The sequence below is a fragment of the Photobacterium sp. genome (genome assembly GCF_057456235.1).
In genome coordinates this window covers 36575-50007 of record NZ_JBVCPH010000015.1, presented here as the reverse complement: position 1 = coordinate 50007, position 13433 = coordinate 36575, and the positions used below count along the sequence as shown (strand labels likewise).

Annotated in this window: 10 protein-coding genes; 2 read left to right on the top strand and 8 right to left on the bottom strand. The window is 50.4% G+C overall.

Going from position 1 to position 13433, the window contains the following annotated elements:
• The first annotated feature begins 143 nt into the window (after window positions 1–143).
• Window positions 144–1502: a magnesium transporter gene (gene mgtE, locus AC2204_RS16005; RefSeq protein ID WP_318926681.1), complete on the top strand. Its 1359-nt coding sequence runs from the start codon at window positions 144–146 to the stop codon at window positions 1500–1502.
• Between the two features lie 101 nt (window positions 1503–1603).
• Here mgtE and pmbA read toward each other — a convergent pair whose 3' ends face one another.
• Window positions 1604–2947 (bottom strand): metalloprotease PmbA, encoded by a 1344-nt coding sequence (gene pmbA, locus AC2204_RS16000; RefSeq protein WP_318926680.1) that lies wholly within the window; start codon window positions 2945–2947, stop codon window positions 1604–1606.
• A gap of 117 nt (window positions 2948–3064) precedes the next feature.
• Between pmbA and yjgA the strand changes: the two genes are divergently transcribed.
• On the top strand, window positions 3065–3589 hold the full coding sequence (gene yjgA / locus AC2204_RS15995) for a ribosome biogenesis factor YjgA (RefSeq protein ID WP_318926679.1): 525 nt from the start codon (window positions 3065–3067) through the stop codon (window positions 3587–3589).
• Between the two features lie 135 nt (window positions 3590–3724).
• On the opposite strand, the gene tldD is transcribed toward yjgA, so the two are convergent.
• The 7 genes from tldD to mreC all read right to left on the bottom strand — a co-directional run bounded on the left by tldD (window position 3725) and on the right by mreC (window position 13419).
• Window positions 3725–5170: a metalloprotease TldD gene (gene tldD, locus AC2204_RS15990; RefSeq protein WP_318926678.1), complete on the bottom strand. Its 1446-nt coding sequence runs from the start codon at window positions 5168–5170 to the stop codon at window positions 3725–3727.
• 18 nt (window positions 5171–5188) lie between these two features.
• On the bottom strand, window positions 5189–6007 hold the full coding sequence (locus AC2204_RS15985; RefSeq protein ID WP_318926677.1) for a carbon-nitrogen hydrolase family protein: 819 nt from the start codon (window positions 6005–6007) through the stop codon (window positions 5189–5191).
• Between the two features lie 86 nt (window positions 6008–6093).
• Window positions 6094–9990, bottom strand: coding sequence for a YhdP family protein (locus AC2204_RS15980; RefSeq protein WP_318926676.1), 3897 nt, complete (start codon window positions 9988–9990; stop codon window positions 6094–6096).
• A 13-nt stretch (window positions 9991–10003) separates the two neighbouring features.
• Window positions 10004–11473 carry a ribonuclease G gene (gene rng, locus AC2204_RS15975; RefSeq protein ID WP_318926675.1) on the bottom strand — a complete coding sequence of 490 codons (1470 nt, stop codon included), beginning with the start codon at window positions 11471–11473 and terminating at the stop codon, window positions 10004–10006.
• Window positions 11474–11485: 12 nt separating this feature from the next.
• A complete protein-coding gene (locus AC2204_RS15970) occupies window positions 11486–12058 on the bottom strand; it encodes a Maf family protein (protein ID WP_318926674.1) in 573 nt (190 codons plus the stop codon).
• Between the two features lie 22 nt (window positions 12059–12080).
• Window positions 12081–12569 carry a rod shape-determining protein MreD gene (gene mreD, locus AC2204_RS15965; protein WP_318926673.1) on the bottom strand — a complete coding sequence of 163 codons (489 nt, stop codon included), beginning with the start codon at window positions 12567–12569 and terminating at the stop codon, window positions 12081–12083.
• Window positions 12559–13419, bottom strand: coding sequence for a rod shape-determining protein MreC (gene mreC / locus AC2204_RS15960; RefSeq protein WP_318926672.1), 861 nt, complete (start codon window positions 13417–13419; stop codon window positions 12559–12561). Before mreC ends, mreD begins: the two co-directional genes overlap by 11 nt.
• Window positions 13420–13433: the final 14 nt, after the last annotated feature.

Here is a 13433-nt window from a genome sequence, read left to right as displayed (position 1 = left end):
AATTGAGACAATTATCCCGATTGGTATTAAATATGCCTTTCCTGTCAGATCTGGCGGGACAACCACCTTACTATTACGTTAAAATTCCTCAGTTAAAGTTTCTGCGTTAAATTTGCGCCATCAAACCACAAGGTCCCATGCCTATGGCGGATGTCTTAGAACAAGATCAGACCCATCAAACGCTACAAGAAGTCAACAAGGCCCTGGAAAATGGGATGTTTGTCCATGTACGCCGTATGCTTCAGGAAATGGAGCCGGAGGACATTGCACACCTGCTGGAAGCCTCTCCACCAAAAGAGCGCCAGGTATTATGGCAGCTCACCGATCCGGAAGAGCAAGGTGAGATCCTTGATGAGCTTTCTGAAGATGTAAAAGACGGCATCGTCTCGCGAATGGATCCAGAGAAACTGGCGGCCGTTACCGAGGGGATGGAAAGTGATGATGTCGCCTACGTTCTGCGTAGCCTGCCTGATGAACGGTATCAGGAAGTATTGGCGCAGATGGATGCCACCGATCGCCATCGGATTGAAAAAGCCCTCGCCTACCCGGAAGAAACAGCCGGTGGGATAATGAGTACCGACTTCATCACAATCCGTGCTGATGTCACCGCCGACGTGGTATTGCGTTACCTGCGTATGAGAGGTGAATTGCCTGAAGCCACCGATGCCCTTTACGTGGTCGATCAGAATGAACTGTTAATTGGCCACCTTTCACTGGCGGCTCTCATTACCGCCCAACCGGATATCAAAATCCATGACGTGATGGAGGATGCCGATGAGGCGATCCCGGTCGATATGGATGACGGTGAAATCGCCAGCCTGTTTGAACGACGCAATTGGCTATCAGCCCCGGTTGTGGATACCAATAACCACCTGGTTGGTCGTATCACCATTGATGACGTCGTCGATATTATTCGTGAAGATGCCGAGCACTCAATGATGAGTATGGCGGGCCTGGATGATGATGAAGATACCTTTGCCCCGGTCATGAAGTCAGCCCGGCGCCGGAGTATCTGGCTCGGGGTGAATGTTCTGGCCGCGCTGGCTGCCGCCTCTGTCTCAAACCTGTTTGAAGAGACGTTAGATCAAATGGCAGCCATTGCGATTTTAATGACCATTGTGCCATCAATGGGCGGAGTGGCCGGAAACCAAACCGTCGCTCTGGTTATTCGCGGCTTAGCCGTCGGTCACATCGGCGAGTCGAATACCCGCTGGCTGCTCAGTAAAGAAGCGCGGGTGGGTCTGATTAACGGCCTGTTATGGGCATTTATTATTGGTGGGGTTGTTGTCGTCTGGAAGGGAAACCTGATTCTCGGCGTTATCATTGCCGGCGCCATGCTGACCAACCTGTTAGTGGCAGGTATTGCCGGTGTTACGATCCCGGTTATGCTCAAGAAGTTTAATATCGATCCGGCACTGGCTGGCGGTATGGCCCTGACAACCATTACCGATATCGTCGGCTTATCGGTCTTCCTCGGATTAGCGACGATATTTTTGATCTAAAGGTGTGAGTTATTCGTTTCGAGTAGCGAGAAATAAAAAAGCGAGAGCCTTGGCTCTCGCTTTTTTATTGTAGAACCGGGACACGACGACCCGCGCAGCTTTTACTCGCCAGCGATTTTCATCGTGTCGAGCAGGATTGATCCGGTCAGGATCTGACTCCGTGTTTCGGTATCAGTACCAATCGAGACGATATTTTTCATCATATCTTTAAGGTTACCGGCAATCGTAATTTCACTGACCGGATATTGAATTTCGCCATTTTCAACCCAGAAACCAGCGGCACCACGGGAATAATCGCCATTAACGATATTGACCCCCTGCCCCATCAGCTCTGTCACCAGCAGCCCGCGATCCATTTGCTTCAGCATCTGGGCAAAACTTTCACCCGTCGATTTCACCAGCCAGTTATGGATACCACCGGCATGACCGGTTGGCTGACGGCCCATTTTACGTGCCGCATAGCTGGTCATCAGGTAGGTTTGCAACACGCCGTCTTTGATAATTTCCAGATCGCGTGTCGCCAACCCTTCGCTGTCAAATGGCGTACTGGCCATTCCACGCAAAATATGTGGTCGCTCACTGATATTCAGCCAGTCAGGGAAAATCTGCTCACCCAGCGTATCTACCAGGAAAGACGACTTGCGGTACAAGTTTGCACCGCTGATCCCCATGACCAGATGGCCAAACAGGCCTGTCGCAATATCTGCGGCAAACATGATGGGAGCTTCACGGGTTGACAGTTTCTGCGCATCCACACGGCCAACGGTACGCTCGGCAGCATGCCGGCCGACACGTTCCGGCGTCCAGAGATCAGAGGCAACGCGTGAGGTGGTGTAGCTGTAGTCACGCTCCATCTCACCGTTTTTGCCTTCCGCAATCACACAGCAGCTGGTACTGTGGCGACTGGATGCATAGCTGGCTAACATGCCATGGCTGTTACCATAAACACGCACGCCATAATGGCTATCATAGCTTGCACCATCGCTCTGTTTAATCCGAGGGTCAAAATCCAGCGCCGCTTGCTCTGCGGCAATGGCAATTGAAGCAGCATGATCCGGCTCGGGCTCATCGGGATGGAACAGATCTAAATCCGGAATATCTTTCGCCATCAGCTCTGCAGGTGCAGGGCCCGCAAAAGGATCTTCAGACGTATAGTGGGCAATATCCAATGCCGCTGCGACGGTTTGCGCAATGGCCTGCTCACTGAGATCAGATGTCGAGGCACTGCCTTTGCGCTGGCCGCGATAGACGGTAATACCCAGTGCGCCATCGCTATTAAATTCCACGTTTTCTACCTCACACATTAAGGTAGAAACACTGATCCCCGTGGTTTTATTAATAGCAACTTCAGCAGCATCCGCTTGTTTGCCTGCGAGTTCTAACGCTCTCGCGACCGCAGCTTCCAGCTCTACGCGCTGCTGTGCGACCTGTTCTCTTACGTCCATACAATCACTTTATCTGGGTTTGATAGTTATAGGATAACATCGCAAGTGAGGAATTTACGCCCAAAATCGTTATTAAACTGATAAAATAGATTGATTAGCATTTTTAGTGAGCCTGTTATGAGCCGTAAAAACAAAAAAGCCCCATGGGAAGCGGAAGAAGAGATCATCTGGGTAAGTAAATCTGAGATGAAACGTGACATGGATGCGTTACAAAAACTGGGGGAAGAGCTTGTTGCTTTGACACCAAATGGATTAGCAAAAATACCGCTTGATGAAGAATTGCTGGCTTCGATCAAAGACGCGCAACGCTTTAAAAATGAAGCTCGTCGTCGTCAACTTCAATACATCGGCAAAGTAATGCGTTCTATTGATATTGAACCGATTCAGGCGGCACTTGATAAGCTCAATAACAAGCATTCGCAGCAAACTGTAGCACTTAAGAAGCTTGAGCAAAAACGCGATCGGCTAATTGAAAATGGCGACAGCATGATCAATGCCATTATGGTTGATCATCCGGAAGCAGACCGTCAGCACTTACGCCAGCTCATTCGCCAGGCAAACAAAGAGAAAGCTCAGAGTAAGCCACCAAAGGCCTACCGTGAAATCTTCCAGTACCTGAAAGAGCTGTACCTGGAAAACTAAAGGCTGCAATGCACGCTGACGGTCATCGCTATAAAGCAACAACAAAAACGCCAGCAAACTGCCGGCGTTTTTGTCTCAGCTTCAATTGATAAACCTAATCTTATCAACAGTGCAGCTATCCGGCTGGAGCGTTATCTACTCCGTACCGCCAACCGTCATCGCATCAATCTTTAAGGTCGGCTGGCCCACACCCACCGGGATGCTCTGACCCGCTTTGCCACAAACCCCAACGCCCAAGTCAATATTGAGATCGTTACCCACCATCGACACCTGCTGCATCGCGTCAATGCCGTTCCCAATCAAGGTTGCCCCTTTAATTGGCCGGGTCACCTTACCGTTTTCAATCAGGTAAGCTTCAGAGGCAGAGAACACAAATTTACCAGAGGTGATATCAACTTGGCCACCACCAAAGTTAGGCGCGTAAATACCCCGCTTAACACTGGCAATGATTTCTTCCGGCGTGTGCTCTCCCGGCAGCATATAAGTATTCGTCATACGAGGCATCGGCAGGTGGGCATAAGACTCACGACGGCCGTTGCCTGTTGGTGCCACCCCCATCAGGCGGGCATTCAGCTTATCCTGCATATAGCCTTTGAGCTTACCGCCTTCAACCAGTACGTTGTATTGGCCCGGGGTCCCCTCATCATCAATATTGATCGAGCCACGGCGGTTCACTAACGTACCGTCATCAACAATTGTACACAGCGGTGATGTCACCTGCTGTCCCATCTGTCCAGAGAACATGGAAGAGCCCTTGCGGTTAAAGTCACCCTCCAGACCATGGCCAACGGCTTCGTGCAATAACACCCCCGGCCAGCCCGAACCCAATACTACGGGCATCGTACCGGCAGGGGCGGCGTCGGCATCCACATTTACCAGCGCCTGACGAATAGCTTCATCCGCATAACCCAATGCCACTTTCTGGCCATTTTCTTCACTCAGGAAGTGCTCATAACCATAACGGCCACCGCCGCCTGCGCTGCCTCGTTCGCGCCTATCGCCTTTTTCCACCAGCACACTGACAGACAACCGCACTAAGGGCCGGATATCGGCGGCATAGGTGCCGTCAAGAGCCGCCACCAGCACTTCCTCGTAAACACCGTTGATACTGACTGACACTTCCTTTATCAATGGCTCTTTGGCGCGAATATAGCGGTCGATCTCTTCAAGCAACCCGATTTTCTGGAACTTATCAAGGCTGCCAAGTGGATCAACCGGCGCATAAATGCCTGATGGAGTGATAGGGCTAAAAGCCTTAACACTGGCATTACCGCCCTGGCGCACAATGCCCCGCGCGGCTTTGGCACTTTGGGTTAGTGCTAGCTGGTTGATCTGATCTGAATAAGCGAAGCCGGTTTTTTCTCCGGCAACCGCCCGCACCCCAACACCCCGATCGATATTGAATGAGCCGTCCTTGATAATACTGTCTTCCAGTACTAACGATTCATGCCAGCAGGACTGAAAATAGATATCGGCATAGTCAACGTCTCGGGCCGCTATCATTGCTAAGATATTATGAAGCTCTTCGCGCCCTAACCCTGATTGGGCTAGCATGGTCTTTTCTACAGTATTCAGGGTCATTTATTCTGCTCTTTTAATTTATCGCTGGTGCACACTAAAACGTGCATGCTGATCCAACGGCATATTGGTTCGGATTGTCTGATTCAGACCTAAATCGATATCAGCAGTCAGCACCCCTGTACCTTGCTGCTGACAGGCCACAATTTGCCCCCAGGGATCGATTATCATCGAATGCCCCCAGGTTTCCCGGCCTTCATTGTGTTCGCCCCACTGTGCTGCCGCAATAACCCAGCACTGGGTTTCCACCGCCCGCGCGCGCAATAGCACGTCCCAGTGGGCTTTCCCGGTCACTTTCGTAAATGCCGCTGGTATCACAATGATATCGGCTCCTTGCTCTCTCAAAGCGGTATATAACTGAGGGAAACGCACATCATAACAGATCGACAAGCCAATATTGCCAAAGGGAGTGGAGACAACTTTTACTTCATCGCCGGCCTTGAAGGTATCGGATTCGCGATAGCTGTGGTGCTGATCTGCCACTTCTACATCAAACATATGGAGTTTGTTGTAATGCGCCTGACACTGTCCCTGATCATCAAACAGCAACGTGGTGGCCGTCATGGCGCCATCCGGTTGGCGGATCGGCATCGATCCGATTAGCAACCAGATCCCCAGCTGCTTCGCCATTGCTGCCAGTTCAGTTTGTAACGGCCCCTCACCCAGCCGTTCTGCATGGCGCTGATAATCCTGTTGCGAGCCAAACACCAGGGTATTTTCCGGCGTTAAGACTAACCGTGCTCCTTGCAATTGCAGCCCTTTAAGCTTTTTCTTAAGCTTATGAAGGTTAACCTCAGGATCAGAACCTGAATTCATCTGTACTACACCGACTTTTGCCATGACCTACTCCCTGAGCCAATCTCTTCGATTTTCGTTAGTTCTTATTTTTTGAAGGTATTAATGCCTTCTGTTATTCCGCACTGGGGTTACTTTGCCTCAACAGAATCAGACAGCGTGTACTCACCTTTAAATCGTGAACGCTCAGTAACCGTTGGCGATTCAATCGGTCCTTTCACGATATAGTTGATCTGGGTAAAGACGTCCACCACCGGTGACAGTGCCGTTGAAATGGCAAACACAAGAACCGCGGTTTGCGGGGCTACCGCAAAAGCCGTTAACACCGGAATACCCGATGTGAAATCAGGGGTGAATTTCACCCGTGCATCGACGGTCTCATTGACAAGATTAGCAGTTCCCTGGATAAACATATCCCCTGCCAAGGTCTCCATCTCGATGTTATCACTTTTAAAAATACCCTTGGTGATTTTGCCGGAACCTTTGATGTAGTTAAAAGCTAATCCGCCATCAAATATTCCGCTGAAATCTAACTGCATCTTACGCAAAATCGAATCAATACTGAATAAGCCCAGTAAGCGACCGGCACCTCCCACCTCGCTGATGATCCCTTTCCCGGTTTCGCTCTTCAACTCACCGGTTAAGGTTTCCCGATGTATTGCCCAGGGAGCACCCTGCCACTGGATAGAGGCATAACTGCTGAATGAGGCATCCTGGATCCCTCCGGATATACCGAACCGCCCCATCAGATCAGAGCTATTTTCACCTTCAATATCAAAGGCTATTTGGGTTTCATTCTGAACGCCGTCTAATGTCCAGTGGCCATCAAGATTGAGTGCCGTTGTTCCTGAATTCACTTCCAGGTTCTGTAACACTAAAGTATTCACGTCCCGATACAGCTTTCCTGACACTTTTCCTAGCCGGTACCCTTGCAACCAGGCGTCCTGGATTTTCAGCTCAATGTCCGGCATATGAGCCATCATGCTACGATCAAAATCCGTCGCAGGCGGCACATCCAGCTGCGGCACATATTTCTGCCGGGTCTGCTGGGGATCCACCGGCTGCAAAGCATCGATATTCAGGTGCATTTTCTCCAACGCGACATTGATCGGTCCACCTTGTGGCCAGAACGCCTCGCCAGTCAGTTCACGGCTGCCAAGAATAAAGTGCCATTGCTGCTGCTTGTTTCTTACCGCCAGCGAAACATCATTCCAATCTAAGGAGGCCAGTGAGAGTTTTTTGATCTGCGCATTAATTCGGGTCGGTATCGGCAGTTCCGGGAAGCTACTGACTTCGCCTTTTTTCGCCGCTTCTTGTTCGCTGCCTCTCACCTCATTCACAACATCGATCCACTTATCGCCATCAAACTGATCGCTGTCAATGCGGATTCCATGCCCTTTTACTGGCTGCTTACGGATCTTACCTTTACCGATATTCAGCAAACTGCTCTCAATAACCAACCGCTCTGGTTGTAAGTTAATCTGAGCCTGGTAATTGGCATCCGGTAAAATAATGCTTCCCGCCAGTAACTCAGCATTACCCGAGGCATTAACCGTCGCAAACGGCGTCGATGATGAAGATGACGGGTGTCGCAACGGATAAGGCAGCTGGCTATTAATCTGCCCGAGCGCCGCGTTCAGCGCAACGTCATAGTTAAAGCCGGTATCATGGAGGCTGACACCCACCGTTGCCTGCCACTCGCTGCGACCAGTTACATGTTTTAATAAGGGATCATTGAGTTGCTGCTGAAGTGGCGCGACCTGCCAGTCACCCGCCAAATCAATATCCACCTGATACCCTGTGTCAACGCTGTTACCGTTGAAGCCGAATGTCACCGGCTGAGCCAGCACCACCCCATTAATCGTCTTCGCATTAATAATATCGTTATCAAAACTCAACTGACCGCTAACCTGATCCAGCTGTATCGGCGGGGTATCTATCGCGATTTGGTTATCAGCGAGACTGGCCTGGCCCCAGGCGCGGACCTCACTGCCGTCGAAGGGGATATCCAACTGAAAACGTGAACTGACCGGTCCGCTCACCTGTACGGTAGTCAACGCCGCCCCAACGGAATCGACCAGCGGGGTCGACATCATATAGTCGCGGACATCTCCGCCTTCGGCTGCAACATCAACCTCTAACGTCAGGTGACCGCCAGCACTCAGCTCTGCCGCCCCCGTCACCCGCGATGCGGTTGCTCCCATGGTTTGAGCATGGCGAGAATCGAGATACATTAGGTCATTTTCAAATAACAGATCAAGTTGCAAATCAGTCAGTAACGGCCAGTGGGTATCAAAACTGAATTTTGCGTTTTCCAGCGGTACATTGGCTTGGAATATCCCCGCATGATTACCATAGGGAAAATCAGCCAGCTCGCCATACCACAACAATTGTGCGTCTTGTGCCTGACCGCCACGAATTGCCGCCGACAGGTAATCCGTCAGATCTCGGCCCAAGGCCAGGGTGGGTAAATAGCGCCAGGTTTCACCGGCATTACTAATAGAGGCCTCGCCATAAAACGATAACCAGGCCGGTTGCTGGGCCGGAAAATCAAGACGGAATTCGCCATTGGCTTTGAGATGCGGAGTCGCCACCTGTAATTTGTCGCTCCATAAGCGCCAGCCTTGCTCATTCACCTGCCAGTAGGCCGTGACTTCACCACTATCAATATTCAGGGGGGCCTGGAATACATTGCCATAGGGCAGGTGGTCATCGTGTAAACTCAGCACGGCTTTGCCAGAGTTCATGTCTCCGGCAATAGTGGCATCCAGCTTATGCACTTCTGGCAACAGTTTCCATTGCCGCATCCCAAACTGTTGCAACTGGGCAGAAAATTGCGGCGATCGCCCCTGCTTGCTTGCGATGCGAAGATCTGACAATGTCCCCGTCGGCTGCAGCGCCTTCAATATCGATGACGCGCTATTGTCTGCCGGAAGAAAACTTAAAAATGGCGTCAGACGTTCCAGCTCAACCGTACTAACGGCAACCTGCCACTCCTCGGGCTGCCACTGGGCGGCAATATCGAATTTAGGCCACAGTGTCTTATCGGTTTGTATTCTCAGCTGATCACTGTCGATGCGCCAGGCTGTTTGGCCTTGTGGCAGAAAGTGCGGAGTCAGTGCAAACAGGCCTTGCTGTACCCTGAACTCATGTGTTTTCTCGCCCGCTTGCCACCGTACATAGCTGTCTTTCAGACTGACCCGACTATTGGTGATCTGACCGTCTGACAGATCCAGCCACATCTCAAAATCAAGATCACTGGCGGTAATATCTGTCACACCAGACAACCTTTTATTCAGCCAGGGAGTCATGGATAGATTCTGGGCCTGGGCATAAATGCTGCCAGACAAGCTCGGCAAATCGCCCTTCTCTGATAAGTTAGCAATCACTTTCAGTTGATTGAAATGGGTACCTGCAATGCTGATAACGCCTTCGGCAAGATGCTTACCTCGAGTGTTTTTCCACTTCAGTTCACTGATATCAATTCGTTTTTTATCACCAGCAGGCGTCCACAGCGTCACTTGTGAATCGGTTAGTGAAAAATTGCCAAGGCGAATGAAAAAAATCTGCTCCAGCCGCCGGGCAATAGAGATATCGGCATCTGAAGGTTTCTTTGCGGCAAGAGAAGAAATGTTGGGGTCAAAACCCGGCAACTGAGTTAAATCGATATCCAGCTGGCGAATACCAATATCTTTGAAAATCGGACGCAGCTGTAATGCCGATCGCCATAAATCAAACTGGAAATCGACCTCGTTGATCGTCGCTAATGGTTCGGCATTGTCGGTCGGTGAAAGTCCGATCCCCTGCAGCAGTATCGACGGGCCAAAGCTGCGCCAATGACCTTCGACATTGTCAATTTTCAGGCTCATACCGGCTTGTTCGGAAGCCCATTGACGGATCGGCTCACGAAATTCATTTAACTGAGGTAGAAAAAGGCGCAGACCACTAATTGCAATAGCGGCCAGTACTAACAGAATCAGTACCAGCCACATTAATCCACGTACCAGACGAACTGGAACTGTTGTCACTCAATAGCCTCGCTTACATCATAACGACGTCAAACTGTTCTTGAATGTATAGCGGCTCACCTTTGATTTTAACCTGCTTGCCAATGAAGACTTCAAGTTCAGCAAGCGCGTGATACTCATCGCCAGCTAAGGCATCAGCCACGGCAGGTGCCACATACACCACAAAGCGATCAGCATCATACGCACGGTTTACACGCGTAATTTCACGCAATATCTCGTAACAGACACTCTCAACCGTTTTCACTGAGCCACGCCCTTCACAAGTAGGACAAGTACCGCACAGCACATGTTCAATACTTTCTCGGGTACGCTTACGGGTCATTTCCACTAAGCCGAGCTGAGTAAAGCCATTAATATTGGTTTTAACCCGGTCGAAAGAAAGTGCCTGCTCTAGGGTCGCAAGCACCCTGCGCTGATGATCTTCCGACGCCATATCGATAAAGTCGATAATGATAATGCCGCCCAGGTTACGTAAACGGAGCTGACGGGCAATCGCCTTGGTGGCTTCAATGTTAGTATTGAAGATCGTTTCTTCTAAATTACGACGACCAACGAACGCACCGGTATTGATATCGACAGTGGTCATCGCCTCAGTCTGATCGATGATCAGATATCCGCCTGATTTCAATTCGACTTTACGATCCAATGAACGCTGAATTTCGTTTTCAGTATCATAGAGATCAAAAATCGGCTGCTCACCTGAATAATAGTCAATTTTTTCACTGACTTCCGGAACAAACTCATCGGTAAACTCTTTGAGTTTTTCAAACCCAAGACGAGAATCAACCTGAATACCATCGAGCTCTGTGCCGACAAAATCACGTAAAATACGCTGTGCCAGCCCCAACTCACCATACAGCATGGATTTAGGTTTATGTTTTGCACGGCGCTCCAGTACCTTACGCCATAGATGCTTCAGGAATGCGACATCTTGTGCCAGTTCGTCTGCGGTCGCACCTTCAGCCGCGGTGCGGATAATAAATCCACCCAGATCGTCGCAATGTTTCTTCACAATGCCTTTCAGGCGATCGCGTTCCTGTTCACTCTCAATCCGCTGAGACACACCCACATGGCCGGCCCCCGGCATAAAGACCAAATAACGCGAAGGTAAGGTAATGTCGGTCGTCAGACGAGCCCCTTTGGTACCCAGAGGATCTTTGACCACCTGCACAACAATGTCCTGGCCCTGACGCACCAGCTCAGAAATATCCCGCACCGGGAACTGCTGCTTCTCATTTTCTGCCACACACTCGGTATGCGGAACAATATCAGAGGCATGTAAGAAAGCGGCCTTATCAAGTCCGATATCGACAAAAGCGGCTTGCATGCCGGGCAATACGCGGCTCACCCGCCCCTTATAGATATTTCCGACGATGCCGCGCTTCGCTTCGCGTTCAATATGCACTTCCTGAAGGTTGCCCCCTTCAATCATTGCCACGCGAGTTTCACTTGGCGTCACATTAATCAGCAGCTCTGTGCTCATGGTTGCCTCAACTTATAAATCTAAAAAATCTTGAACCATGATGTCGGTTTCCATTAGCGGTAACCCCACCACAGCATAATAACTGCCATTAATGCGTTCGATAAACTTGCCACCCAGCCCCTGAATACCGTAACTGCCGGCTTTGTCTTGCGGTTCACCACTTTGCCAATAGTTTTTAATTTCGTTATCTGACAATGTTTTAAACCAGACGTCAGTAATCACTAACTGAGTTTCTTCACGTTCTGCATTCGCAAGGGTAACAGACGTCATCACCTGGTGCTGACGACCGGAGAGCAACTTCAGCATCCGCCGTGCATCAGTGAAATCTTTCGGCTTCTCTAAAATAGTATCATCGACAACCACAATGGTATCGGCGCCCAGAACCGGGGTCTGGCCATCCGTTACTTTCACCCCCGCGGCCGCTTTCTCTCGGGACAGCCGCTGCACGTATCCTGCCGGTGTCTCACCGGGCTGGTGACATTCTTCAACATCCACAACGACACGTTCAAAGCGGTAGCCAAGCTGAGTCAGCAGCTCCTTGCGGCGAGGCGATCCCGAGGCAAGGTAGAGTTGTATAGCAGGCATGACGTTCCTATCTAATTATAATTTAACGAATGGAGAACTTACGGCGCATCCGCCGTAAAAATAAAAATAGCCAAGGCCACAACAGGAAGTTAAGGAATATCGCCCATAGCTGTTGCGGATCAAAAGTGATCACCGACACCAGATATTCGGCCCAGAACTCCACTAATTTACCGCCCAGGCTTAACAAAGCAATCAGCATTGCCTGCTGCCATAACGACAAATTACGCAGTACCTGGAAGTTCAGTGCAATGATGTAGCACAATACCGACATCATCAAACCGCGAATACCTAACGTCGAGCCCAGCATCAGGTCCCATAACAGGCCGACGATCAACGCCGTACCGACATTCACCCGATGCGGCAGGGCTAACACCCAGTAGCATGTCACCAATAACACCCACGACGGGCGAAAAGGTTCCAGCTCACCAGGCCAGGGGGCTGCCTGTAAAATCAGGGCAACAGTGAAAGAGAGCCAGATTAGTAAGCGGCCTCTTGGTCGACTACTCGCCACGCGTTAGCTCTCCTTCCAATTGGTACTCACTGGGTGTCGGCCACACCAGTAACAAATAACGTAAACGGTCAAACTGAACCGTTGGGCGGGCTTTGATTTGAGCAAAAGGACGCTTGTTATCAAACGAAAATTCGGTCACATTCGCCACCGGATATCCTTCCGGATAACGACCGCCCAAGCCGGAGCTAACCAACAAGTCACCCACTTCAATGTCGGTACTGCTCGGCACGTGCTCCAGTTGCACCAGATCACTTTCGCCACTGCCGGAAGCGATAACACGGATATCATTGCGGACCACCTGTACCGGAATGGCATGGGTGGGATCAATTAACAGCAATACACGGCTGTTATGCGCCCCGACATAGGAGATCTGACCGACAATGCCTTTTTCATTGATCACCGGCTGGCCTTCATAAACGCCGTCAGTCCGCCCTTTATCAATCATTACCTGATGACTATAAGGATCAGAGTCGACGGCCATCACCTGGGCGATCATCTTCCGCTCGTCACGCACAAAGGGCGATCCCAGCAGTTCTCTTAGACGCTGATTTTCCTGCTTCAACTGATCAAGCAATAACACATCGTTTTGCATGATCAATACATCACGCTTGAGTGCTTTATTCTCTGTCAATAAACGCTGATGTGAGCTCAACTGACCAGATACACCATCTAATATGTCACGAGGTAAGTTAGCAGCATATTGAAGAGGGGCGATCGCAGAGTTCAGCAAGTAGCGTACATTGGCAAAGGCATCAAGACGGCTGTCGGCCAGCATGAGGCTGGCCGACAGTAAAATGGCAAGAAACAGGCGTAATTGCAGAGAAGGCCCTCTGCCAAATATAGGTTTCATCTAACACTATAACC